The following is a 22754-nucleotide window of genomic DNA, read 5'->3' on the forward strand; positions in this document are numbered from 1 at the left end:
AGATGGCGCGTGAATTTAATAGGACTGACCGGGTTGCCTCCCAGATACAGCGCGAATTGGCAGAGCTGGTTCGTGTTGGTCTGGATGGCCCCAAACTCGGTATGATCACCATACAGGCTGTACAGATAGTGCGGGATTTCTCTCACGCCAAGGTCTATTTTACCACCTTGGGTGGGGAGTTGGATGAGAAGGCTAGCGTCAAAATGCTTAAGCAGGCGGCGCCGATGTTACGCCACGAACTGAGCCGCAGGATAAAACTGCGTACCACTCCTGAACTTCATTTTGTTCATGATGACTCCATTGAACGAGGCAGTCGCCTCTCTGCCTTGATTGAGCAGGCAGTGGAATCAGACGAATCAAAACACTAAAGCGAGTAATCTGATGGCCCGACGATGCCGCCGCCAACGTGGCCGTGATGTGCAGGGCATTCTGTTGCTGGATAAACCGTTGGGCGAGAGTTCCAACAGCAGCCTGCAGAAGGTCAAACAATTCTATTTTGCAAAAAAAGCCGGTCACACGGGGAGCCTTGATCCCCTGGCAACCGGCCTGCTACCGGTCTGTTTCGGTGGTGCAACCAAAATATCCGCATTTCTGCTGGAAGCTGATAAACGCTACTGGGTGAGAGTCAAGTTCGGTGTCATTACGGCCACCGGCGATACCGAAGGTGATGTATTGGAGACCCGCTCAACGGATGGTATTACCGAACAGGATCTGCATAAGGTGCTGGAAGGATTTCGTGGTGAAATAAAGCAGATTCCCCCGATGTATTCAGCACTCAAGCACAAAGGTGAAAGGCTCTATAAGCTGGCCCGGGAGGGGATAGTGGTTGAGCGTGAGGCTCGCACTGTCACGATTCATGAGTTAAACCTGACGGCATTCGATTTGCCGGAGTTCGAGCTTGATGTTCGTTGTACCAAAGGGACTTACATTCGCACGCTTGCCGAGGATATAGGTGCGGCTCTGGGGTGCGGTGCCCATGTGACTGCTTTGAGACGTACCGGTGTCGGTAGTTTCGACAGCTCTAAGATGGTCGACATGGAGACACTGAATGCCCGGTATGACGAGGGGCGCGAGGCCCTGGATGCGCTTTTATTGCCCGTTGACAGTGCGTTGCAGGCGTGGCCGGAGGTTCATCTGAACAATGACAGCAGCCACTATATTCGTATGGGTCAGCCGGTGATCGTCCCCAAGGCACCCACGGGGGGGCAAGTGCGGCTCTATGACGATAACAACGATTTTATTGGTGTCGGCGAGATCCTGGATGATGGCCGGGTGGCTCTGCGACGATTGATATAACGATAAAAACCTATCATAATTGAACATTCTTGCTGGCGCTGTTTGGAATAACCTCCCCCGGCAAACATAAATTAAAGCCTCCTTTATTGATATTGGGAGGGGTGTTACATCCACTACCTGAACCCATTGTTGGGGGTGGATTCAAATCTTAAGACACAGTGAGGAATAGACAATGGCATTGAATGCAGAACAGAAGAAAACGGTAATTGAAGAGTATGCTCGTGAAACGGGTGATACGGGTTCCCCGGAAGTGCAGGTAGCCCTGCTGACCACCCGCATCAATGAACTCACCGGACACTTCACCGATCACAAACATGACCATCACTCACGTCGCGGGCTGGTGGGCATGGTTAATTCCCGTCGCAAACTGCTGGACTACCTGAAGTCCAAGGATGCTGGGCGTTATCATACGCTGATTTCTCGTCTTGGCCTGCGTCGTTAATCCGGCCCTTACAATCCATTGAGGACACAATAGTGACACCGATAAGAAAAGAATTTCAGTACGGCGACCACAAAGTCATCCTGGAGACCGGCGAAATTGCGCGTCAGGCCGATGGCGCGATTATAATCGACATGGAAGGAACCGTGGTGCAGTGCACCGTGGTGGGTTCTAGGTATGGTATGGAAGGCCGAGATTTCTTCCCGATGACTGTAGATTACCAGGAGAAGACTTACGCCGCAGGGAAGATTCCAGGCGGCTTTTTTCGTCGTGAAGGGCGTCCGGGAGAGAAAGAGATTCTTACCTGCCGCCTGATCGACCGTCCAGTACGTCCGCTCTTTCCCAAGGGCTACACCAATGAGGTTCAGATCATCTGTACGGTGATGTCCCTTAATCCGGAAGTGGATCCTGAGATTCCCTCCTTGCTGGGTGTTTCCGCTGCTCTGAGCATCTCCGGCCTACCTTTCAATGGTCCTATTGGTGCGGCTCGCATCGGTTACAAGGATGGCTGCTATCTGCTTAACCAGTCCGCCACCGGAATGAATGATGAGAGTGATCTGGATCTGATTGTTGCCGGTACCGCGAAGGCCGTGCTGATGGTCGAATCAGAGGCCAATGAACTCTCGGAAGAGGTGATGCTGGGTGCCGTTCTGTTTGGTCACGAACAGATGCAGGTCGCGATCAATGCGATCAGCGAACTGGCCAGTGAAGTGGGTACGCAGGTTACAGAATTTGCCTCCCCGGTAGAAGATGCGGCGTTGGCTGAGGCGGTGAAAGCTGCGGCTGGCGATGCTCTGGCCGAAGCCTATTCCATTGCGGATAAAATGGAGCGTTATGGCCGTACCGATGCGGTTGCTGCTGACACAGTGGCAACACTATGCGAAGGCGATGATGCCCAGTGGTCTGAAGGTGAAATCAAGGCTTCCATCGACAAGCTGAAGAAGAAGATTGTGCGCAGTCGTATTCTTGCTGGCCAGCCCCGGATTGATGGTCGTGATACCACAACCGTCCGTCCGGTCACTGTTCGCACCGGTGTACTGCCCCGGACTCATGGTTCTGCTCTGTTCACCCGTGGTGAGACCCAGGCTCTGGTTATCACGACTCTTGGTACCCAGCGTGATGCCCAGATCATTGATGCGCTGGATGGCTCTTATCGTGAAAACTTCATGTTGCACTACAATTTTCCTCCCTTCTGTGTTGGTGAGACCGGTCGTGTAGGCAGCACCAAGCGCCGCGAAATCGGCCATGGCCGTCTGGCTAAGCGTGGTGTGCTCTCCTGCATGCCGACAGTGGAAGATTTTCCATATTCCATTCGTGTGGTTTCCGAAATCACAGAATCCAACGGCTCCTCCTCAATGGCCTCTGTTTGTGGCACCAGCCTCTCACTGATGGATGCCGGTGTACCGCTCAAGTCACCGATTGCAGGTGTAGCCATGGGCCTGATCAAGGAAGGTGACGAGTTTGCTATTCTTACTGATATTCTCGGTGATGAGGATCACCTCGGCGACATGGATTTCAAAGTGGCGGGTACCACCAATGGTATCAATGCCTTGCAGATGGATATCAAGATCGACGGCATCACCAGGGAGATCATGGAGCAGGCGCTAGAGCAGGCCAAGGCGGGACGGTTGCATATCCTGGAAGAGATGAACAAGGTAATCTCTGCACCTCGTGAAGAGATGTCTGAGCATGCGCCGCGCATTATCATCTTCAAAATCGATCCCGATAAGATCCGCGACGTCATTGGCAAGGGCGGTACCGTTATCCGTTCTATCACTGAAGAGACCGGTGCCACTGTCGATGTAACCGACGACGGTATCATCAAGATCTTCTCTGTCGACAAGGCAGCGGGTGAAAATGCCAAGAAGCGTATTGAGCTGATTACTGCTGATGTTGAAGTTGGTACCATTTATGAGGGCAAAGTTGCCCGTCTGATGGACTTCGGGGCATTTGTCACCATCCTGCCTGGCCGTGACGGCCTGGTGCATATCTCCCAGATCTGCGAAGAGCGGGTCGAAAAGGTGGGCGACAAACTCTCCGAGGGCGATGTCATCAAGGTCAAGGTTCTGGAAGTCGACAAGCAGGGTCGCATACGACTCAGTATGAAGGCAATAGCAGAAGGTGAAAGTTAAGGGCAAACGCCTGAACTGACGACAGATGCTGGATAGAAAAGGGGGCTTCGGCCCTCTTTTCTTGTCTGCCATCCCTTGAACCTGGAAAAATCGGTTGGATGTACGTACAACTGGTTCACTGTGCAATTATTGGTGGGAGGCTATGGGGAGTCCATTTCCAAGAGATGCTGTGAATACATCACTGTACGTGTTTGAGGTTGGCACCCCCCTACCAACCACACTCTTGGAAATGGACTCTCCATAACTTCCATCGCGCAGATTCATTGAGCGCTTATGAATTTACCTTGGAGCCAGCTTCAGATATTGAATGATCCTCTTTTCCAGCCAGTATTCTGCACGCCAGGACATGGCACCCTGTGCAAACCCCGCATGACCGCCATGCTTATAATTATCCGGTGTAACAGGCAAGCGAGGGCTCTGACTCACCAGGAGCGGTCGCCGGCAGCATATAAAGGATCATCGGTGGCATGGAGTAGCAAGATCGGTATTTCGATTAACTTGAGATAGGGTAAAGCTGATCAACGTCTACCTTCGGCGGGGGAAGGCATCATGAAAAACTTATTTTTGTAGGAGGTGCGGAGTTCTTTGAGTAGGTAATCCCGATAGAATTTGGAGGCTCCCTGTTCGAGACGTAGTGCATAATCGTTAAGCATAAAGGGCGCGGAGATAGCGATGGCGGTGGTTATACCGGTGTTTCCGGTTTGTTCACCAAACCATTTCAATAAGATGTTTCCCTCAAGAGAGAAGCCGATTATCGCATCCGAAGCCGTTCCGGTACTCTGTTTAACCATCTCCAGGATCTGGTTCAAATCACCCATATCGCCCGACTGAAGCTCAGGAGTAAAAAGTCATTGAAACGATTCTGGATCATATGCCGGGTCAATACAAACTCGGTTTTGCGCTCTGGACTCGAGGTTCTATTGCTCAGCTTGTTAAGCAATTTTGGGAAGCTAACATCCCTGCAAAGAGGGTGTCCTGAATTCTGTGTAACTGTCTATCATTAAACCCAAACAAGGGAGAGGGTAGGCAGATGATCGACAAGAAAGAGCTCCAAGCGATAGCCCAAGCGGCCGCTAAAAACATCAAAACTGAAGAAGATCTCAACGAGTTTTGGCAAATGCTGACCAAGATCACGGTCGAAGCGGCACTGAACGCTGAGTTAGATGATCATCTTGGCTTTGAAAGGCACGAGCAGTCCGAAGCTGACAATAACCGCAACGGCATGCCAGTAAGACTAACTGAACGGAAGCTGGCCAGTTCGAGCTCGATACACCACGCGACAGAGCTGGGAGTTTCGAGCCCAAGCTCGTTAAAAAACACCAGCGTCGATTTACTTCCATGGACGACAAGATTATTTTCTTGTATGCCCAGGGCATGACAACACGAGAAATCGTCACGACCGTTAAAGAAATGTACGGTGCTGATGTCTCCGCCACCTTGATTTCCAAAGTGACTGACGCTGTTATTGAACAAGTGATTGAATGGCCATCTAGGCCACTGGATGCGGTCTATCCCATTATTTACCTGGATTGTATTGCCGTAAAAATCCGGCAAGACAAGAAAGTGATCAATAAGGCAATTTATCTGGCACTGGGCGTGAACATGGAGGGCCACAAGGAATTGTTGGGGCTCTGGCTGTCAGAGAATGAGGGTGCCAAGTTCTGGCTCAATGTACTCACAGAGCTCCAGAATCGCGGCGTGAAGGATATTTTGATTGCCTGTGTCGATGGCCTGAAGGGCTTTCCAGACGCAATCAATACAGCGTTTCCCGAGACTCAGGTCCAGCTCTGTATTGTTCACATGGTGCGCAACTCGATGAAGTATGTGCCCTGGAAAGACTACAAGGCAGTGACGGTAGACCTGAAGAAAATATATAAGCCTGTCACCGAAGATGAAGCGCTACTGGAACTTGATAATTACTCTAACCGATGGGACGACAAATATCCCCAGCTCAGCCGTTCGTGGCGTAGCCACTGGCACAATCTTAATACCCTGTTTGGCTACCCTGAGGACATCAGCAGGGCAATCTACACAACCAATGCCATCGAGTCAATGAACGGCGTGGTTCGCAAGGCAATTAAAAAACGGAAGCTATTTCCGACCGACGACTCGTCAATGAAAGTGGTGTACTTGGCGGTGCAGCAAGCATCAAAAAAATGGACCATGCCGACTCACAATTGGAAACCAGCACTGAATAGATTTATGATTGAGTTCGAAGAATGCTTGGCGGAGTACATTTAACCCGGGCAGTTACACGGAAATCGTTACACCCTCTGTGCGAACTATGTCCGACTACCTTAAACGCTGAGGTTTCACACCTCAAAATCCAGTAAAGCAAGCCTGGAAAAAAATCCCAGGCATTAGCAGCCGCTTGGGCTATCGCTTGGAGCTCTTTCTTGTCGATCGTCTGCCTATCCTCACCTTTGTTTGGGCTTAGTGATAGGCAGTTACACAGAATTTAGGACTGTCTCTTAACCGAGCGTAAGTATCACCCAACCACTCCCTCAGGGCCATATAAGGTAGTTTCGACTTAGCCTATTGTCTGATTTTAAGGTGCCCAATAACCGGCTCGGCGCTTCATCTATTTTTGGATTAACAGAGTCGCCCTCTTATTCTGCTGCGTGCACGCTGTAAAGCTTGTTTTTGTCTTGTCGTTATGGTGCCAGTAAATGGTTAGCGCGTGCAAGTAACGCCGTGAGTTCATCATATTTATACTGTGCCTTACGCTCAATGTCTCTCACCACTTGGCCCAAGTACGTTTTGCGTTTTCTAGTCTGCGACTTGCTCTAACTCGGTGCTTTATTTTCAACAGCGCGTCAAGTTTATTACCGACTTGGTTGCACCAACGAAACAGATTGGAGGAGTGCAAGGGGAGTTCGTGTTGCAGGGTATCGAGATCCACAAAAGTACTGCCAAGACGGGTTTTCAACCCAGCGCCTCACAATGCTTTCATTAAAGGTGTACTTGAGGTAATGTGAAATCTTCGGCATCTTCGTTGTAAATAACATCAATGCCAACTTCAAGTTTTTCCCAGTTCATCTTCTCGAATAACCGCATCAGTGGGTGCGAGAGGTTTAAGATCTGAGAAAGTTGCGAACGGAACATATCAGCACTGTTATCCGGTTTTTGTGGTTTCATGTTTGCAAAGTTTAAATGATGAAAGGGGCTTATCTTGCAAACTATTTTTATCATAAATAGATTATTAATTCATATTTATCATGTGGTTACAAATAATTCAGGGCGACTATCTAACCGGACCGTAAAATGCTACCTGGAAGTTTTTTTCTTGCCTGCCTATTCACCGGAACTAAACCCAGACGAATGCCTGAATTGTGACCTGAAAAGCACGCTTCATAGCAGAGAGGTGGTTCGTTCTGTCAAGGACGTAGCTGCTACGCGGTGATTTACCTTTTCAACCCACTCGATGAGGGGAAGAGCCAGTAAATGTATTTGTCCACCTGATTAACACCCGTATAACGAGAGTGAATACCCCCTCAAGTCCGTGAAGTACTAGGGAGCCTCTGATCAATTCATGAATCGGTGTCTGACGGATGAATTTTTCCGGTCTCTGCGTTGAAGATCTTGGCAATAGCCCGCTATTACCGGCAATTTCCGCCTTGATGATTTCAACTCGTCATCCATCCGATCCAGAATTAATCAGAGATGCCCTAGTATTAGGGGCTCGCGGTTATTGCCGACTTAGTCAATATAGAGAAAGTACCCGTCTGGTACTCCAATCTCTCCGGCTTGACCATCGGCGCCGTAGGGTTTGCAGATGCGGGCCAGATAACCACTAGGTAGATTTGAATGTGCCGTGCTGTTGCATGTAGACTTTTGTTGTACTAGGCCCTGTTAGAATTCAGTGGCCAAGAAATGCTACAGGCCAATATCTGTGCGCAATTATCAAGAAGTCACAGCAATATGGATTAGTACGCTTCTACTCTGTTTTTACCCATCTTTTTCGCCTTATAGAGTCCTTTATCGGCTCTCATCATGACTGAGTCGAAGGTGTCATTCTCGATTATCTCTGCCACGCCAAAACTGCATGTCAGTCTCTTAATCGTGTCAAAGCTATGATCGGCAATGATGGATCCGAGGTTTTGAATAAGCCTTTTGGCTTGCTCCATGTCGGTTTCAGGCAGGATGAGCAAGAACTCTTCTCCACCCCAGCGACCGATTAAATCACTTCTCCTGATATATTTTTCTACCAAGCAGGCAAATTCTATCAGTGTATTATCCCCCATTAGTATGGCCATAAGTATCATTGATTTTTTTAAAGTTATCCAGGTCAATAAAAGTGACGGAGACGGATCGATGGTATCGTCTGAACAGACCTAATTGCTGATCTAGCAGCGGCTCTATTTTGTAGCGATTGTGAATCTTAGTCAACTTATCTGTTGTAGCCAAGTGTTTGAGCTGTCTTTCTGCCGATTTTCTTCTTGAGATCTCATGTTTTAATTTTATGTTCCAAAGATAGAATACAAGCAACAGGAGTGTGAGCGGCAAACCAATTTTCCACAACAGTGAGTAGTCTGTTCCCTGCTGATAGTTAACAGCAATCCATTTGTTGTGGATGGTTTTATTTTCATCTTCGGAGATCGATTCAATTCCTTTATTGATGATTGAGATGAGTTCCGGATACTCTTTTCTAACCATGATTCTGACATCAAAGTTAAACTTTGTGGTGCCTGATATTTTGATATTGGTATAGCCTAATTCACCGATCTTGGAGGCGAGAACAGGAAAGATTTCAGCGGCGGCAAATGCTTTTCCATCAGAAACCAGTTTCAAGGCATGAGTGATATTGTCAGCCAGTATAAACTCGATATCCGGATAGTTCTGTTTAAGGATTTTGTAGGCGCTGTAACCTCTGCCAACTGCTACTTTTTTGTCTTGGAGATAGGATGCTGATGAGATGAATCCTTTATCATTTATCGTTGCCAGAGCAATAGGAAAGGAGGCGTAGGGCTTGGAAAACAGGGCGTATTCTTTTCTATCATCTGTAATGCCGGTTGAGATGGTGAGGTCTGCTGTGTTGCCTTTTAGACTGTCGAGTACCTCTTGCCAAGCGTCAGCAATCAGATAGTGCGATTGTAAATGGGTCTTGTTTTGGATTAGATTCCAGTAGTCAATGGCGATGCCTGACAGTTCGCCATCGCTGCTGCGAAGATTAAATGGAGCACATTTATCGGTAGTAATGGCACGGAAATCATGTTTTTCGATAAACGTCCGTTCACGTGCAGTCAGATGCGTTACCATCTCTTTGTAGATGAGGCCGTCCAATGTATGATTTTCAGAGAGTCCAAGCAGGCGGTAAATACTGGCAATAAAATCAACCTTTCCACGGTTGATCTCCCCAAGTGTATTGGAATTTATACCTGATATCTTTTTCAGGGCTGTGGCTTCAAATTGCAGATGTTCTTTTGATAACTGCTGGCTATTGTACTTGGCTAATATCAGCTCAATGGTTTCATCCATGTGGCTAAAGGCGTATATCCAGCCTTTCAATGATGCTTTTTGAAATTCGGGAAGTACGTTCCGGATGCTGAGATATCTCTTCACTTGATGTGAATAGAATATCGCCATAAAAATCAAACCCGTAATCCATCGGGTCGATCAGATTGTACTTTATTCCCAGCATTGTTAGCTGATGGGGTTGGTCAGTGGTATAGACTTCGTAAGCGTCGGTGTTGCCTTGAATCAGATCATCAATATTGAATGAGTGCGGTATATTACTGAACTCGTCACTGCTAACGCCTCTGCTGGCAAGTGTGGCTACCAATGAAGTCGTTTGAGTGTAGTCAAATCTCATGACCCGTTTGCCACGAAGATGTTCCGGCTTACTGATGCCCGATGATTTGAGTGTCATCAAGGCAATAGGGGAGTGCTGAAAAAGTGCAGCGAGTGCGACGATCGGTTTTCCTTCGAGTCGTGCATAGACCAGTGCCGAGTCGCTAACGCCATAAGTGGCTCTGCCGCTTAGCACCTCCTCTGTGATGTTGGTCTTGGCAAAGACCTCCCTGATCTCTACATTCAGCTCCGCACTTTTGTAATAGCCCTGTTCCTTAGCGGCATAGAAGCCGGCAAACTGGAATGCATGTTTCCACTTTAACTGTAGGGAAACTGGTTCGAGGGCAAATGCAAAGGCACAGACCGACCAGAGGGCCAGCAGCATGAACAGGTGGATTAAAGATCCTTTGCTTATTAAAGCGGGTGCTATCCCTTGACCTCTTTTGAGGTTTTGCCTCAAGGTATCAGTTCCTTCTGTTAGGATTTCAATTGTTATACTTTTTAGAGTGCGCAATGCCAGATTAAAGCTACCATTTTCCATTTGATTTTGGAATTAACCCAAATCGATAGGTGGTTGAGCTGTGCCGCGCGTTATCTCTTGTGAAGAGAAGGGCTAATGCTCCTGTCTGCCATAAAGTGATGCATAGAGTCCCTGGTTGCTAATCAGCTCATCATGACTCCCTTGCTCAATGATTCTACCGTCATCGAATACCAACGCCCGGTCAGCTTGTTTCACAGCGCTTAGGCGGTGGGCGATAATCAGGGTGGTGCGGCCTTTTAGGAAATTCTGCAGGGCGGTATGGAGCTGTTTTTCAGTGGTGGTGTCCAGTGCCGAAGTGGCTTCGTCGAGTATCATCAGCTTGGGATCGGTCAATACCATACGGGCCACCGCCAGGCGCTGCCGCTGGCCGCCCGAGAGGCGTATGCCATTGCGTCCCACCCGTGTTTCCAGCCCCTGACCCAGATTACCAACTATCTCTTCCATCTGGGCAATTTTGAGTGCGTTCCACAGTAGCTCTTCGGGCAGATCTTTCCCAAGTGTCAGGTTGATACGCACCGTGTCATTGAACAGGGCCGGTTGTTGCAGAACAGTGGCGACATTGTCACGAACCACATTCATGCCAATCTCTGATACGCTGGTGCCGTCAAAACGGATCACCCCTGAATCCGGTTGGTAGAGGCCCAGAATTACTTGAACCAGGGTTGTTTTACCGCCGCCGCTGGCGCCTACCAGGGCCACTTTCTCTCCCGCTTTGATCTCCAGGGAGACATCATTCAGGACCAGGGGGCTATCACCATAACGGAAACAGATGTGCTCCAGTGTCAGGGCTGTGGTGGTTTTACCCTGAAATGGATTTATTTTATGGGGATAGACCGGCTCCAGGCCTATTTTCAGTAAACGGTTGAGTCGCTCGAGCGCGGCTTTGGCGCCGTTATAAGAGTACTGAATGGCCAATACCTCCTGTACCGGACCCATCATAAACCACAGGTAGGCAAAAACGGCCAGCATCTGGCCGATGGTGAGTCCGGAATAGAGGACCATTAGCATGCTGACAGCACGGAAGGTGTCGAAGCCAAACAGGAACACAGTAAATGAGAGGCGCTGGGCGGCATCACTTTTCCAGGTAAAAGCGGCTGAATGCTGACGGATATTGTCCGCTTTACCGATGATGCGGTTGATGTAGTGCTTTTCCCTGTTGCTGGCTCTGATCTGCTGGATAGCATCCAGCGTCTCAGAAAGGCTCTCCTGAAACAGCTGATAGGCACTGTTTTCCCTTCGTTTCAGCTCTTTGACTTTATGGCCAAACTTGGTGGTAACCCAGATCACAATCGGATTCAGAAGCAGGATGAACAGAGCCAGTTGCCAATGCATCCAGAGCAGTACAATGGCAGTGCCGATGATGCTGAGTACTGCTACCAGAAATTTACTGGTGGCTACGCCGATGAAACCGTCCACGGCATCGATATCTGTGACCAGATGAGAGGCTACCGTACCGCTTCCAAGGGTTTCGTATTCTGACATGGAGACCCGTTTCAACCTCAGCAACAGGTTTTTACGGATGCGAAATGTAACGTCTTTGGAAATGATGGTGAATTGCCTCATTTGCCAGACGCCAAGGATAAGTGCTGCCAGTCTCATGATCAGCGTCAGCAGCAGTATTACCAGGATATAGAGTGAGGGATGGTGCCAGCTTTCAGGGGAGATACTGTTGATCAGATCGATAGCGGTTGCGGGTTGATCCAGCAGTACCTCATCCACCAGCAGGGGTATCAGCAGTGGAATGGGAACAGCCACTATGGCCCCCAGAATGGCGATCATATTGGCTTTGATCAGCTCTTTGCGGTGTTTCAGCACCATGCCGATGACTTCCCGCCAGCTGTAGGCTTGGGTGCGGACTTTCTCCTGGGTAGTTGTTTCGGCTTGAACGGGAATTGTCATTCACTATTTCCTGGTGAAGCATATGGTTGAATCAAAGGTGTTATGCAGATTTGACGTAATATATCACCATGCAGGAGTGCTGATTAAGTGTGATATGAATATTCCCCCTGTGCCGCAGTGATGCGATACTGCGAGACTCGTGATTTATCCTGAATTTGAAGAAACCCTGATGAAACTACGTATGAAATCTTTGTTGTTGGTGTTGAATCTGCTGGTGCTTTTCTTTGCATCACCTGTTGTAGCGACTCTATTGCTGGAGGGGCCAAAGGTCCAGGGGGGGGTTCTGCTGGGAAAGAGCGATCCCGGGGTGAAAGTTGAAGTGGATGGCAAGCCGGTGCGTGTCTCCCGCAATGGTCTGTTTCTGGTCGGTTTTGGCAGGGATCACCCGGAACAGAGCAGGCTTAAAATCACTTATCCTGATGGCCGGGTGGATCAGACGGTGATAAAGGTTGAGAAGCGTAAATACCGTATCCAGCGTGTAGACGGTTTGCCGAAACGTAAAATGGCACCCAATAAAGTGGATTTAAAGCGTATCCGGAAAGAGTCTGCGATGGTCAGAAAGGCACGTAGTTTGGATCAGGCGAGGACGGATTTTGTTTCCGGGTGGAGCTGGCCGGTAACTGGCCCAATATCAGGGGTCTATGGTAGCCAGCGTATATTGAACGGTGTCCCCGGAAGGCCTCATTTCGGGGTAGATATCGCCGTCCCTACCGGTACACCGGTGAGAGCCCCGGCCGATGGAATTGTAACCCTGGTTCATCGGGATATGTTCTATTCAGGGGGAACTCTGATTATTGATCATGGTCATAAATTGTCATCTTCTTTTCTTCACCTGAGCCGTATACTGGTAAAGAACGGGACCAGGGTACGCAAGGGTGATTTGATTGCGGAAGCGGGTGCTACGGGGCGTGTTACCGGGGCTCACCTGGACTGGCGGATGAATTATTACAATCACCGAGTGGACCCGCAGCTGCTGGTTCCGCCTATGCCCAAAGTAATTACGCAATAAGTTGAAGAAACATATACGTTCTCAAACAAGCCATCCCCTGCTGTAAACATCTATACGGTGTTGATCGGAACTGACTGAGTTGTTTTTAGTGACAACCCGAACAGATATCTTATCGGATTGCACTGTTAGGGGTTACAATCACCCACTGTTTACCATTTACCGGACAAGTGATACTGATGAAAATGAAGTTGCTAACGTTATCGATTACTTTCCTGATTGGGATTTCCCAGGCCCACGGAGGTAACCTTCTCCAGGCATATCAACTGGCAGAACAGAATGATGCCCAGTTGCGTGCCGCCAGAGCTGTTCGTGATTCTGCGCTGGAGGCAAAGCCTCAGGCCAAGGCCCTATTGCTGCCCAGCGCCTCACTTTCTGCCAGTGCAAACCGGATCCATTCCGATGTCAAAGGGGGTAGCGAAAACACCTATGGCAGGGAAAATCTGACAGTCAGTCTCTCACAGCCGGTTTATCATCGGGATTATTTTATTAAACTGGAACAGGCTGACAAGCAAATTGCCCAGGCTGAGGTGACCTTTGCCGCGGAAGAACAGGGGCTGATAGTCAGGGTGGCCCAAGCCTATTTTGATGTGCTTTCGGCAACGGACAGTCTGGAATTTGCCCAATCGGAAAATAAAGCGATTGAGCGGCAGCTCGATCAGGCGAAACAGCGATTTGAAGTGGGATTGATTGCAATTACCTCGGTCCATGAGACCCAGGCAGCCTATGATCAAACCCGGGCAGACCTGATATTGGCAGAAAATGAGGTGGATAATGCCAAAGAGGCAATGCGTGAGATTACCAAGGAGCCGTTTGATACATTTTCTCCGGTGGTAGCCGATCTGCCCTTGAGTGCCCCTGAACCTCAGAATATCGATCAGTGGGGTGAAAGTGCCATGGCACAGAATCTCACGATTCAGGCGGCACGTTACGCGACAGAGATTGCCCGTCAGAATATCCAGGTTCAACGCTCGGGATACTATCCAACTGTGGATCTGGTCGGTTCTCACGCACTGGATCGCAATGACAGTAGTTTCGGCTCTGACGCAGATACAACCACTATCGGACTCCAGCTGAACATGCCCCTCTACACGGGTGGTGCTGTCGGTTCCCGTACCCGTCAGGCTCGATTTGATTATCAAGCTGCCCAGGAAAATATGGATAAACAGGTCAGATCGGTGAATCGTCAGGTGAGAGACGGATATCGCGGTGTGCTGGCAAGTATCAGTGCTGTGGATGCACTCAAGGCAAGCACTGTCTCAGCCAAGAGCGCTCTTGAAGCGACTGAAGCCGGTTTGGAAGTGGGAACCAGAACAACGGTGGATGTTCTGAGTGCCCAGAGGGATCTTTTTCGTGCCCTCAGTAACTATTCAACAGTACGTTTCAACTACATCTTGAGCAGCCTGAGACTGAAACAGGCTGCCGGCAGTCTTTCAAAAACCGATCTGGAACAAGTGAACGAGTGGTTGAAGAAGTAACAGGAAATAAATAGATAAGTGCTATGTCAGGAAATACGATTGGAAAACTCTTTGCTGTTACCTCCTTTGGCGAAAGTCATGGTCCCGCCATTGGCTGTATCGTGGATGGTTGTCCGCCCGGGCTGACACTGTCGGAAGCGGATCTTCAGCATGACCTGGATCGGCGTAAACCCGGTACTTCCCGCCATACCACACAGCGCCGTGAAGCGGATGAAGTGCAGATTCTCTCCGGGGTTTTTGAAGGGAAGACCACGGGTACCCCGATTGCACTGATCATTCATAATACCGATCAGCGTTCCAAGGATTATTCGAAAATAATGGACCGCTTTCGGCCGGGGCATGCTGACTACACCTATATTCAGAAATACGGTGTCCGGGATTACCGGGGCGGCGGTCGCTCTTCTGCGCGCGAGACGGCTATGCGGGTGGCTGCCGGCAGTATTGCCAAAAGATACCTGAAACAGCAATTCGGCATTCAGATCCGTGGCTACCTCTCTCAGCTTGGTCCAATAAAAATAGAAAATCTGGAGTGGGATCAAGTCGGGAAAAACCCTTTTTTCTCTCCTGATCCCGATAAAGTTGAGCAGATGGAGAGCTACATGGATGCCTTGCGGAAAGAGGGTAATTCAGTCGGAGCGCGAATAAATGTAGTGGCAACTAATATACCTCCGGGTCTGGGTGAGCCGGTTTTTGATCGTCTGGATGCTGATATCGCTCATGCATTAATGAGTATCAATGCGGCAAAAGGGGTGGAGATCGGGGCCGGTTTTGACTGCGTGGCGCAGAAAGGGACAGAGCATCGTGATGAGATGACGCCTGAGGGTTTTCTGGGTAACGAGGCAGGTGGGGTGCTGGGAGGTATCTCTAGCGGCCAGGATATCCTGGCCAGTGTTGCATTCAAACCTACCTCCAGTCTGCGGATTCCCGGGCGTAGTGTTGGCTTGCAGTGCCAGCCTGTGGAGGTGGTTACCGAGGGGCGTCATGACCCCTGTGTCGGTATTCGCGCCACACCAATAGTGGAGGCGATGCTGGCAATTGTGCTGATGGATCACCTGCTGCGGCACCGTGCCCAGAATTTTGATGTACAGGCCGGAACCCCGGTGATTCCTGCGGCTGCAGAATAATAACTCAACCCCCGATAACTGTTCCTATGCCATATTGGCGGCTTTCCGGCTTCTATTTTTTCTACTTCGCTGCACTTGGCTCCCTGGTGCCCTACTGGGGACTCTATCTCAAATACCTGGGATTTGATGCCATTGCCATAGGTGAATTGATGGCAATCCCAATGGCCACCAAATTTCTAGCTCCTTTTGTCTGGGGCTGGCTTGCGGATCATCTTGGCCATCGCATGGCCATTGTTCGGCTTGGCTCACTATTGACGGCGATTATTTTTGTTGGGGTCTTCTGGCTCCAGGGTTTTTGGGAGCTGGGAGCCGCTATGGTTCTCTTCAGCTTTTTCTGGAATGCTGTGTTACCGCAGTTTGAAGCGGTGGTGCTCGACTATCTGGGCGATCAGGTTTCACGTTATGCCCGAATACGTCTTTGGGGCTCAGTGGGTTTCATTCTGACGGTTATTGCGCTGGGGATGGCTGTGGACCTGCAGGGGCCGACGGTTGTTTTACCGGTTCTGTTCGGTATTTATGCCGCAATATGGCTCTCCAGTCTGTTGATTAAAGACCCGGCCCCTGAGCCACATCCCGAAGATCAGCCATCTATCACGGCGGTTTTAAAATTACCTGCAGTCATCGCTTTTTTTGCAGTCTGCTTTCTGCTGCAGGCGGGTCATGGTGTCTATTATGGATTTTACTCGATCTATATGGAGGAGATTGGTTACTCCAAGACGGTGATTGGCTTGCTCTGGGCGCTGGGAGTTGTCGCTGAAGTGATCGTTTTTCTCTTTATGCATCGATTGTTAAAGCGCTATGGAGCTAAACGGGTCATGATGGCCAGCCTTGTTCTGGCAGCGGTACGATGGTTGTTGATCGGGCATTTTGCTCAATTTATCGAGTTTCTGATTCTGGCACAAATTCTTCATGCCGCTACTTTTGGAACATTTCATGCTGCCGCGATACATCTGGTTCATCGCTTCTTTACCGGTCGGCACCAGGGGAGGGGGCAGGCCCTGTACAGTAGTCTGAGTTTTGGATTGGGTGGCTCAGTTGGAACACTAAGCAGTGGATTTCTCTGGGATGATGCCGGGCCGGAAATGGCCTACACTGTATCCGCCGCTGTTTCGATTCTTGCTCTGATTATCGCCTGGCGTTGGGTATCCAATGAGGCTAAATGTGTAAGGTCTTAAAAGGTTACTCAATGTCATCAAGTTTAGTTGGTTTTTTGAAGAGCAGAATAGGTGGAATTCGATTCACTTATCGTATTGTTTAATCGTCCGATTTTAAGGTTAAATCCCCCGTCTTTAGACGGGTAGCTTTAAGCTAGTAGTTGTGTTTAAGATGGGCAATGAAACATCGACATGGTTCTCATACAAAATACCATTATCGAGTATTAGTAGGAGAGGTAGGTTTGAGAGTCCGTGAATTGGTAAGGCAAACATGTGAACATTTTGAAATAGAAATATTACGAGGTGTTGTTAGTAATGATCATGTTCATTTATTGGTGTCGGCACCGCCGTCACTTTCACCGTCAGACATAATGAAGCGTGTAAAAGGTCGTAGCTCAACGAGATTTTTTCAAGAGTTTCCGCGTCTTAAGAAGCGCTATTGGGGTCAGCATTTTTGGGCAAGGGGTTATTTTTGTGTTACAGCGGGTGAATTGACAAAGCAGATGATAGAGGAATACTTGCAGCATCATTTTGAAAAGAACTTTGATGATAACTTTGAAGTTGAGTAGGACTGCATCGGCTTTAGCCGAAATACTGGACTTTCGGTCCGTATTTTTTAACCCAGCGTCTTTAGACGGTGGTTGTTAAGTTGTCTCTGAAGTAGGTGGATTACAAGTTGTAAATGCATCATCTGTACTCTTCAGAAAGAGTTCGTTGGGTGTCTGACAATAGAGGTATTTCCGAAGTCTATTCGTTGGGCTTTTCCACCACAGTTGCAAGCATTAGATCAGTGACCTTTCTCCAATCGATTCCTTTAGGAAAGTAATGACGTAGCAGCCCATTGGTATTTTCATTGGTGCCCCATTGCCAGGTGAGGGTGTCCTGAATTCTGTGTAACTGTCTATCATTAAATCCAAGCGTGGTTGAGGATAGGCACTATGAATAAGAAAGAACTACAGGCGATCGCTCATGCGGCCGCTAAAAATATCAAGACGGAAGACGACCTCAAAGACTTCCAGCAGATGCTAACCAAGATTACGGTCGAAGCAGGCACTGCATAACATCTGGCAGTCGGAGACCCAGGCCGATGCGGAAAAGGCCTTTGATCTGTTTATCAAAACGTATGAGCCAAAGTATCCGAAGGCTGCCATCTGTCTGCACAAAGACCGAGAGGAACTGATGGCTTTCTATCAATTTCCTGCGCAGCACTGGCAGAGCATTCGGACCAGCAATCCGATTGAATCCACCTTCGGGACAATCCGCCATCGAACCAGGCGTTCCAAGAGCTGCCTATCGCGTGACGGCATGCTACACATGATGTTCAAACTCGGCCTGTGTGCCGAGAAGACGTGGAGACGATTACGGGGTTTCGATTACCTGGCGAAGGTGATAACTGGAATCAAATTTAAAGAGGGTGTTGAGGTAGCAGGAGTCGATCAGGTCGCCGCTTGATTCAACTGGCTAAACACCAGATTTGACTATAAACTCTAAAGTCGCACGGAAAGACACTAATTCGGTTGTTTCCGCACTCACGAAACAGGTTAAAAAACTTCCAGACAAGCTGGTACAGTCATTAACTTGGGATAGGGGGATGGGGCTTGCCGGTCACAAGAAATTTACTATGGCGACAGATGCAAAAGTCTACTTTTGTGACCCATAAAGTCCATGGAAAAGAGGGACCAATGAAAATACAAATTGGCTATTGAGGCAGTACTTTCCGAAGAAAACAGACTTGTCGATTTACTCTCAGGCGCAATTTAGATCGCGTGGCGAAAAACTCAATCAACGACCGAGAAAAACATTAGACTTCGCTACTCCTGCAGATAAACTAAATGACGGTGTTGCATCGACCCCTTGAATCTACAATGGCGCGCTTTGCGTGGGGGCTCACCACTTTTTTGCTTGTATCTCCTTCATGACCTCTACTTCCAGGTCACGTTCTGCTAGCAGCTTTTTGAGCCGCATGTTCTCATCCTTGACTCGCTTTAGCTCCCGCACATCTGAAGTTTCCATCCCGGCATACTTGTTGCGCCAACGGTAGATCGACTGCTCCGATACGCCGTGTTTGCGTGCTGCTGCCACGGCCGTTTTGCCTCTGCATCGCGCAGTACAGCCACGATCTGCTCATCCGAAAAATGTCCCTTCTTCATCCTGATCCTCCTCAGGTAGAGGAAAACCTAACATACCACTGGTCTAGTGTTCGGGGGGCAATCCAGCGCATTTATTAGCCATCTCATAGGCAAGTTGCGACTGAAAGCCTCGGAATAGCCAAAATCAAGGTCAAATCTGGGAATAATGCGGGTTGTTTTTACAAATATTCAAGATTGGATGGCAGGTGAAGTGAAAAACTTCAGTTTTTCAGACCATCCTTAGCTGAAAGTGCTGGTACCATCTTGCCTTGCTCTTGCGCTTCAAGATGCTCTACATCGGATTTCCATTCTTCATCGGACCAGTATGAGACGGTAATCTCGAGGCCGCTGGAATCGTGGGTAGATCCATCCCCCAAAAACTGGGCTGTTCACCATCGCCACTCAACTGGGCCGAGAATATCACCGTATAGTAGGTGGTGGGTTCCGGTGTATGGGCGAAACTGTCCATGATGGGTTATCAACCGTCTTGATAACATTCACTGTACTACTTTGCAGTCAGGCACCAGATGAGCTCCTATTTCATTTCGCTGGTGGCCAATTTTTCCGAGCTATGCTCATTTCTGGTGTGGGCTGAATATTAGAGAAGCGGTGTACCCTGTTGATTGATCTTAATTGCGGATCAACAACCAACAGAGGGACACACCGCATGAGGCCATGCAACGGATTTGATTGTAGCTCATTTGGTGTACAATATGCGTTGATTGGTGTGGTTGGCCGGATGAAGCGAGGCATGGATATGGATGTTGCCAGAAAAATGAGCGTGAAGATACTGGGCTCTCCAGATTTACTAGAGACTATTGGTCTTTGTCGGTTTTTTAGAGGTTCTCTTAACACCCCCTAGTGGGATATAACCTGTTTCTGAACATTTTAAACTTGGAGTAAATTATGAAAAGCAACGTTAGTGGAATTGATCGCTGGCTTCGAATTGCAGTAGGCCTGGGTCTGATTGCATGGGGTATAGTAACTCAGAACTGGTGGGGTGCCGTAGGCGTGATTCCTTTCTTCACGGGCGCTATTGGCTGGTGTCCGGCTTATCTGCCTTTCGGCATAAGCAGTTGCAAGATCAAAAACTGACAAAAATGCATTAACGGGTGCAGAGAACTCAGGGAACGCGGCAGTTTTAAATATGCCATAATTGCCTTCTTGGGTGATTCTGCATCCCGCTGCTTAGTCTAATACCACCTGATGCTGAGGCTACAGGCCTCATTACCGCTTGGATCAGTCCCCGGTAGCTAGGGGAATAAGAAGAGCCTAGCAAAGAAGACACCCTAAAACCCGCCAAATACCAGTACCGCAACAATAATCGCTACGGGATGAAGATTAACCACTTCAGAGAAAAGCAAGGGCACCAGAACATTCCCGTCGATGGTTTGAAGAATAAAATAGGTCACACTCAACCAGATAAAAAGTGAGACTGAAAAGGTCTTTTGTCCAAACTCGGCAATCTCCTAACGCAAAATAGCAATGATCTCTTGTACCTGCTCCACCGAAATAATCTTAGGGTAGCGCTCAGGCAACCGCATCAATAACGCATGTCCCTTGGTAATCATCGATGGAACTTGTTGGAACAGCTGGGTTATCTGGCGAGAAAGTTGTTGCAGAAAAACAAATAGTAGAACGACCGTGAAGAGGAGAAAGGCCACAAATACAATCAGTACAGTGGGCAGTCTTGGGATGTGCCTTCGCTCGATTATAGCGACAATGTCCTCCAACAGGCAGGGCAACCACCACGCTGGCCAGTACGGGGGCCCATATTCCCCATGGGGATAATCACAGCAAAACCGACGAGCAAGGAATACAATTTTAGGATCGAAAAAATAATGGGAGCCTCTAAAAATCTTGCTAAATCAGCGATTAAGTTAGTAACCAATTCAATCAACCGCTGATAAAAATCATGCAACCGAATTTTTTGATCATCAAGACCGACTTGAATTCTTTGAGTAACTGGGAGACTCGCTGCCAAAGCTGGAAAGGACCGTAGACTGGGAGGTTTTCGGGTATTGTTGGGCTCAGTTTATAAAAACAGTCATCCCAGTAAAGGTGGCGTCCACCTTACGATGCGGTACTGATGTTAAAAGTGTTGGTCCTACAGCATTTGCTCAATCTGAACGATGATCAAACAGAGTTCAAAATACGGGATCGCTATAGCTTTTGTCGTTTTCTTGGGCTGAGCTCGGGGAGGGTAAGGTACCCGATGCCAAAACGGTTTGGGTGTATCGTGAGTGCCTGAAAGAATCGGGCTTTGTTGATAAACTCTTTTCAAAGCTGTTGATCCAGGTTGATGCAGCAGGCTTCAATGTTCGCAAGGGACGGATTGTAGATGCCGCTATCGTTCCTGTAACCAGGCAACGTAATACACGAGAGGAAAATAGGCAGATCAAAACCCGGGATGGCCTGAGGCATGGAGTGATAATAAACGCCGCCAGAAGGATGTTGCAGTACGCTGGACCATGAAACGAATTATAGTCAAATCTGGTGTTTAGCCAGTTGAATCAAGCGGCGACCTGATCGACTCCTGCTACCTCAAGACCCTCTTTAAATTTGATTCCGGTTATCACCTTCGCCAGGTAATCGAAACCCCGTAATCGTCTCCACGTCTTCTCGGCACACAGGCCGAGTTTGAACATCATGTGTAGCATGCCGTCACGCGATAGGCAGCCCTTGGAACGCTTGGTTCGATGGCGGATTGTCCCGAAGGTGGATTCAATCGGATTGCTGGTCCGAGTGCTCTGCCAGTGCTGCGCAGGAGATTGATAGAAAGCCATCAGTTCCTCTCGGTCTTTGTGCAGACAGATGGCAGCCTTCGGATACTTTGGCTCATACGTTTTGATAAACAGATCAAAGGCCTTTTCCGCATCGGCCTGGGTCTCCGACCGCCAGATGTTATGCAGTGCCTGCTTCGCTTTCGGCTGAGCTGACCTTGGCAGGCAGTTCAGCACGTTCATGGTCTTGTGCATCCAGCAGCGCTGCTGGCGCGTCTCCGGATACACTTCCTCCAGCGCAGCCCGGAATCCCATGGCACCGTCACCGATCGCCAATTTTGGCGGGGTCAGTCCGCGTGACTTCAGTTTCAACAGTACCTCCAGACAGCTCTGTGTGGATTCCCGTACACCATCCTCAATTGCCAGAAAATGCTTCTCACCACGCTCATTCACGCCGATCACCACCAGGGCACACAGCTTCGTCTGCTCTGCTCTCTGTCCGCTGTAGACGTCTGCCCACACATACACCCAATGGCCCTTATCCAGGCGCTCCTCGCACCAGCTCCGATATTCTTCTGCCCAGACCTGCTTCAGACGCGATACCCTGCCGGCCGACAAGCCTGTTGCATCCGGACCCACCAGCACTTTCAGGGCTTCACCCATCTTTCCACTGGAAATCCCCTTCAGGTAGAGCCACGGCAGCGCCGCTTCCAGTGACTTCGTCTTGCGTACATACGGCGGCACCAGAGCTGATCGGAACGTCACCGGCTCGCCGGTCTTCGCGCGAACTTTGGGGATCTTGACCGTGACCGGCCCCAATCCTGTCTGCAGTTTACGAGCTGGCAGGTGACCATTACGCACCACACCCACCTTGCTATCCTCTGTCCGTCGCTCGACGTGCTCCGCCAACAGCTCCAGCAGCTCGGCCTCCACCGCCTAGTAGATCAACTGCTCTGCACCGCTTCTCGGCAACTCTGTCAGCGGATCGATAATCGTATCTCGACCTGCCAGCTTAACAACGTTATTCTTACTCATGGTGGCGT

The 22754-nt window shown here is 49.1% G+C and carries 20 protein-coding genes and 7 pseudogenes; 17 read left to right on the forward strand and 10 right to left on the reverse strand.

From position 1 onward, the window contains the following. Positions 1 to 2: 2 nt before the first annotated feature. From rbfA to pnp, 4 genes are all read left to right on the forward strand, one after another. A complete protein-coding gene (gene rbfA / locus MN084_RS06510; RefSeq protein WP_241086744.1) occupies positions 3 to 368 on the forward strand; it encodes a 30S ribosome-binding factor RbfA in 366 nt (121 codons plus the stop codon). Between the two features lie 13 nt (positions 369 to 381). Continuing rightward, positions 382 to 1296 carry a tRNA pseudouridine(55) synthase TruB gene (truB, locus tag MN084_RS06515; RefSeq protein ID WP_241086743.1) on the forward strand — a complete coding sequence of 305 codons (915 nt, stop codon included), beginning with the start codon at positions 382 to 384 and terminating at the stop codon, positions 1294 to 1296. A 172-nt stretch (positions 1297 to 1468) separates the two neighbouring features. Then, positions 1469 to 1738 (forward strand): 30S ribosomal protein S15, encoded by a 270-nt coding sequence (rpsO, locus tag MN084_RS06520; RefSeq protein WP_241086742.1) that lies wholly within the window; start codon positions 1469 to 1471, stop codon positions 1736 to 1738. A 32-nt stretch (positions 1739 to 1770) separates the two neighbouring features. Next, positions 1771 to 3867: a polyribonucleotide nucleotidyltransferase gene (gene pnp, locus MN084_RS06525; protein WP_241086741.1), complete on the forward strand. Its 2097-nt coding sequence runs from the start codon at positions 1771 to 1773 to the stop codon at positions 3865 to 3867. Between the two features lie 518 nt (positions 3868 to 4385). On the opposite strand, the gene MN084_RS06530 is transcribed toward pnp, so the two are convergent. Beyond that, positions 4386 to 4685 carry a hypothetical protein gene (locus MN084_RS06530; RefSeq protein WP_330178435.1) on the reverse strand — a complete coding sequence of 100 codons (300 nt, stop codon included), beginning with the start codon at positions 4683 to 4685 and terminating at the stop codon, positions 4386 to 4388. A 215-nt stretch (positions 4686 to 4900) separates the two neighbouring features. Between MN084_RS06530 and MN084_RS06535 the strand changes: the two are divergent. Beyond that, positions 4901 to 6108, forward strand: a pseudogene (locus MN084_RS06535) (IS256 family transposase). A gap of 711 nt (positions 6109 to 6819) precedes the next feature. On the opposite strand, the gene MN084_RS06540 reads toward MN084_RS06535, so the two are convergent. Next, positions 6820 to 7005 (reverse strand): hypothetical protein, encoded by a 186-nt coding sequence (locus MN084_RS06540; RefSeq protein WP_241086739.1) that lies wholly within the window; start codon positions 7003 to 7005, stop codon positions 6820 to 6822. 133 nt (positions 7006 to 7138) lie between these two features. Here MN084_RS06540 and MN084_RS06545 point away from each other — a divergent pair. Then, a pseudogene (locus MN084_RS06545) lies at positions 7139 to 7210 on the forward strand (hypothetical protein); the annotation flags it as partial. A 583-nt stretch (positions 7211 to 7793) separates the two neighbouring features. Here MN084_RS06545 and MN084_RS06550 read toward each other — a convergent pair. The 4 genes from MN084_RS06550 to MN084_RS06565 form a co-directional block, all read right to left on the reverse strand. Then, entirely contained in the window at positions 7794 to 8111 is a 318-nt protein-coding gene (locus MN084_RS06550) for a GGDEF domain-containing protein (RefSeq protein WP_277400395.1), read from the reverse strand. Continuing rightward, on the reverse strand, positions 8101 to 9345 hold the full coding sequence (locus tag MN084_RS06555) for a transporter substrate-binding domain-containing diguanylate cyclase (protein WP_277400394.1): 1245 nt from the start codon (positions 9343 to 9345) through the stop codon (positions 8101 to 8103). Before MN084_RS06555 ends, MN084_RS06550 begins: the two co-directional genes overlap by 11 nt. A 4-nt stretch (positions 9346 to 9349) precedes the next feature. Further along, positions 9350 to 10198: an ABC transporter substrate-binding protein gene (locus tag MN084_RS06560; RefSeq protein ID WP_241086738.1), complete on the reverse strand. Its 849-nt coding sequence runs from the start codon at positions 10196 to 10198 to the stop codon at positions 9350 to 9352. 72 nt (positions 10199 to 10270) lie between these two features. After that, complete coding sequence (locus MN084_RS06565; protein ID WP_445083901.1) at positions 10271 to 12097, reverse strand: ABC transporter ATP-binding protein; 1827 nt, start codon at positions 12095 to 12097, stop codon at positions 10271 to 10273. Positions 12098 to 12266: 169 nt separating this feature from the next. Here MN084_RS06565 and MN084_RS06570 point away from each other — a divergent pair, with 169 nt between their 5' ends. From MN084_RS06570 to MN084_RS06605, 8 genes and pseudogenes are all read left to right on the forward strand, one after another. Further along, a complete protein-coding gene (locus MN084_RS06570) occupies positions 12267 to 13106 on the forward strand; it encodes a M23 family metallopeptidase (protein WP_241086737.1) in 840 nt (279 codons plus the stop codon). A 176-nt stretch (positions 13107 to 13282) separates the two neighbouring features. Beyond that, the gene (locus MN084_RS06575; RefSeq protein WP_330178436.1) at positions 13283 to 14581 is read left to right on the forward strand and encodes a TolC family outer membrane protein; all 1299 of its coding nucleotides are present in this window, start codon (positions 13283 to 13285) and stop codon (positions 14579 to 14581) included. Between the two features lie 23 nt (positions 14582 to 14604). Then, the gene (gene aroC, locus MN084_RS06580) at positions 14605 to 15705 is read left to right on the forward strand and encodes a chorismate synthase (RefSeq protein ID WP_241086735.1); all 1101 of its coding nucleotides are present in this window, start codon (positions 14605 to 14607) and stop codon (positions 15703 to 15705) included. 26 nt (positions 15706 to 15731) lie between these two features. Beyond that, positions 15732 to 16880: an MFS transporter gene (locus MN084_RS06585; protein ID WP_241086734.1), complete on the forward strand. Its 1149-nt coding sequence runs from the start codon at positions 15732 to 15734 to the stop codon at positions 16878 to 16880. 158 nt (positions 16881 to 17038) lie between these two features. Beyond that, entirely contained in the window at positions 17039 to 17428 is a 390-nt protein-coding gene (gene tnpA, locus MN084_RS06590; protein WP_241086733.1) for an IS200/IS605 family transposase, read from the forward strand. A gap of 369 nt (positions 17429 to 17797) precedes the next feature. Continuing rightward, complete coding sequence (locus MN084_RS06595) at positions 17798 to 17920, forward strand: hypothetical protein (protein ID WP_277400495.1); 123 nt, start codon at positions 17798 to 17800, stop codon at positions 17918 to 17920. Beyond that, a pseudogene (locus MN084_RS06600) lies at positions 17898 to 18311 on the forward strand (transposase); the annotation flags it as partial. The gene MN084_RS06595 and the pseudogene MN084_RS06600, both read left to right, overlap by 23 nt. A 37-nt stretch (positions 18312 to 18348) precedes the next feature. Beyond that, a pseudogene (locus tag MN084_RS06605) lies at positions 18349 to 18717 on the forward strand (IS30 family transposase); the annotation flags it as partial. Between the two features lie 35 nt (positions 18718 to 18752). Here MN084_RS06605 and MN084_RS06610 read toward each other — a convergent pair. Continuing rightward, positions 18753 to 19009 (reverse strand): annotated as a pseudogene (locus MN084_RS06610) (transposase); the annotation flags it as partial. 885 nt (positions 19010 to 19894) lie between these two features. Between MN084_RS06610 and MN084_RS06615 the strand changes: the two are divergent. Next, positions 19895 to 20083, forward strand: coding sequence for a YgaP family membrane protein (locus tag MN084_RS06615; RefSeq protein ID WP_241086732.1), 189 nt, complete (start codon positions 19895 to 19897; stop codon positions 20081 to 20083). Between the two features lie 200 nt (positions 20084 to 20283). On the opposite strand, the pseudogene MN084_RS19405 reads toward MN084_RS06615, so the two are convergent. Continuing rightward, positions 20284 to 20421 (reverse strand): annotated as a pseudogene (locus MN084_RS19405) (AI-2E family transporter); the annotation flags it as partial. Positions 20422 to 20457: 36 nt separating this feature from the next. Further along, on the reverse strand, positions 20458 to 20721 hold the full coding sequence (locus MN084_RS06620; RefSeq protein ID WP_241086731.1) for an AI-2E family transporter: 264 nt from the start codon (positions 20719 to 20721) through the stop codon (positions 20458 to 20460). 356 nt (positions 20722 to 21077) lie between these two features. Between MN084_RS06620 and MN084_RS06625 the strand changes: the two genes are divergently transcribed. Continuing rightward, positions 21078 to 21239 carry a transposase gene (locus MN084_RS06625; protein WP_241086730.1) on the forward strand — a complete coding sequence of 54 codons (162 nt, stop codon included), beginning with the start codon at positions 21078 to 21080 and terminating at the stop codon, positions 21237 to 21239. Next, a complete protein-coding gene (locus MN084_RS06630; protein WP_241086729.1) occupies positions 21221 to 21463 on the forward strand; it encodes a hypothetical protein in 243 nt (80 codons plus the stop codon). The genes MN084_RS06625 and MN084_RS06630 overlap by 19 nt, the downstream gene beginning before the upstream one ends. A gap of 38 nt (positions 21464 to 21501) precedes the next feature. Here the strand turns inward: MN084_RS06630 and MN084_RS06635 are convergent. Then, positions 21502 to 22746, reverse strand: a pseudogene (locus tag MN084_RS06635) (IS256 family transposase). Positions 22747 to 22754: the final 8 nt, after the last annotated feature.

It is taken from the genome of Candidatus Vondammii sp. HM_W22 (assembly GCF_022530855.2).
Classification (GTDB): Bacteria; Pseudomonadota; Gammaproteobacteria; order Chromatiales; family Chromatiaceae; genus Vondammii.

Coding starts and splice junctions, on each gene's coding strand:
- rbfA (WP_241086744.1), top strand. CDS start 3: ATGGCGCGTGAATTTAATAGGACTGACCGGGTTGCCTCCCAGATACAG.
- truB (WP_241086743.1), top strand. CDS start 382: ATGGCCCGACGATGCCGCCGCCAACGTGGCCGTGATGTGCAGGGCATT.
- rpsO (WP_241086742.1), top strand. CDS start 1,469: ATGGCATTGAATGCAGAACAGAAGAAAACGGTAATTGAAGAGTATGCT.
- MN084_RS06530 (WP_330178435.1), bottom strand. CDS start 4,685: ATGGGTGATTTGAACCAGATCCTGGAGATGGTTAAACAGAGTACCGGA.
- MN084_RS06540 (WP_241086739.1), bottom strand. CDS start 7,005: ATGAAACCACAAAAACCGGATAACAGTGCTGATATGTTCCGTTCGCAA.
- MN084_RS06550 (WP_277400395.1), bottom strand. CDS start 8,111: ATGGGGGATAATACACTGATAGAATTTGCCTGCTTGGTAGAAAAATAT.
- MN084_RS06555 (WP_277400394.1), bottom strand. CDS start 9,345: ATGGATGAAACCATTGAGCTGATATTAGCCAAGTACAATAGCCAGCAG.
- MN084_RS06560 (WP_241086738.1), bottom strand. CDS start 10,198: ATGGAAAATGGTAGCTTTAATCTGGCATTGCGCACTCTAAAAAGTATA.
- MN084_RS06565 (WP_445083901.1), bottom strand. CDS start 12,097: ATGACAATTCCCGTTCAAGCCGAAACAACTACCCAGGAGAAAGTCCGC.
- MN084_RS06570 (WP_241086737.1), top strand. CDS start 12,267: ATGAAACTACGTATGAAATCTTTGTTGTTGGTGTTGAATCTGCTGGTG.
- MN084_RS06575 (WP_330178436.1), top strand. CDS start 13,283: ATGAAAATGAAGTTGCTAACGTTATCGATTACTTTCCTGATTGGGATT.
- aroC (WP_241086735.1), top strand. CDS start 14,605: ATGTCAGGAAATACGATTGGAAAACTCTTTGCTGTTACCTCCTTTGGC.
- MN084_RS06585 (WP_241086734.1), top strand. CDS start 15,732: ATGCCATATTGGCGGCTTTCCGGCTTCTATTTTTTCTACTTCGCTGCA.
- tnpA (WP_241086733.1), top strand. CDS start 17,039: ATGAAACATCGACATGGTTCTCATACAAAATACCATTATCGAGTATTA.
- MN084_RS06595 (WP_277400495.1), top strand. CDS start 17,798: ATGAATAAGAAAGAACTACAGGCGATCGCTCATGCGGCCGCTAAAAAT.
- MN084_RS06615 (WP_241086732.1), top strand. CDS start 19,895: ATGAAAAGCAACGTTAGTGGAATTGATCGCTGGCTTCGAATTGCAGTA.
- MN084_RS06625 (WP_241086730.1), top strand. CDS start 21,078: ATGTTAAAAGTGTTGGTCCTACAGCATTTGCTCAATCTGAACGATGAT.